We start from the raw sequence: 1,137 nt of genomic DNA on the forward strand, positions 1-1,137 counted from the left end.
GAGAAAACTCAATGAACTTTTATACTAATACACATCCGTACTATTGTGGAATCGATCTTCACACCAGACTGCTTTATGTCTGCATTATTGATAATGAGAACAACATTCTTGTTCACGAAAAAATAGATGATTCACCCGATAAACTGTTAGCGCTTTTAAAGCCATATCTGGGCAATATTGTTGTTGGTGTTGAATGTATGCACTGCTGGTATTGGGTATCCGACTTTTGTGAAAAGCATAATATTGATTTTATTCTTGGCCACGCGCTTTACATGAGAGCCATCCATGCCGGTAAAACGAAGAATGATAAAATCGACGCGCTAAAGATAGCGAAGCTAATGCGAGGAGGAAACTTCCCTCTCGCACATGCTTATTCAAAGGAGCACCGTTCGATTCGAGATGCGCTTCGCCGTAGAACCCACATAATGAGAATGAGTGCTCAGCTGAAAGCGCATGTTGCTAGCACTGTCAGTCAATACAACTTACCCGCTTTAGAAACGCGGTTAGATTTAAGAAACTCACCTGATAGAGAAAAGATGCGCCACTTCTTTCCAGACGAAGCAGTGCAAAAGAGCATGGATTTAAATCTAAATATTATCGAAACCATGGTGAGTGAGCTCTACAAGATTGAGCATTATGTAAAGACACAGGCACAAACACACTGTGCAACAGATTTACATATTCTAAAGTCGTTTCCAGGTGTCGGGAAAATTTTAGCCCTCACCATTTTGTATGAAGTTGGCGATATTAAACGGTTTCCATCAGTTCAGAAGTTTGCCTCGTATTCACGGTTAGTAAAATGCAAAGCTGAGTCGGCCGGTAAAACGCATGGTACGCAGGGAAATAAGATTGGTAATGCTCATTTAAAATGGGCATTTAGTGAAGCAGCAGTGTTGTACCTTAAAGGTAATGACAACGCGAAACGATATCTAGCCAAACTTCAAAAGCGAATGAGCAAGGCGAAGGCTTTATCTGCACTCGCTCATAAAATTGGGCGATGTACTTACTTTATGTTAAAGAACCAGCAGGTATTCGATGAAGAGCGCTTTTTAAACGGGTAAGTCGCACAGTGGCATGAGCTTAAACATCTAACTGGTTAAATGGTGAGTATCTCTTTTATCGCAAAGTACTCTGCAA

The 1,137-nt window shown here is 40.9% G+C and carries 1 protein-coding gene; it reads left to right on the forward strand.

Annotation, left to right across the window (positions count from 1 at the left end; genetic code table 11):
• Positions 1-11: 11 nt before the first annotated feature.
• On the forward strand, positions 12-1,061 hold the full coding sequence (locus V7R42_RS19865; protein WP_334022395.1) for an IS110 family transposase: 1,050 nt from the start codon (positions 12-14) through the stop codon (positions 1,059-1,061).
• Positions 1,062-1,137: the final 76 nt, after the last annotated feature.

This window comes from Alteromonas sp. S015, assembly GCF_036864485.1.
GTDB lineage: Bacteria > Pseudomonadota > Gammaproteobacteria > Enterobacterales > Alteromonadaceae > Alteromonas.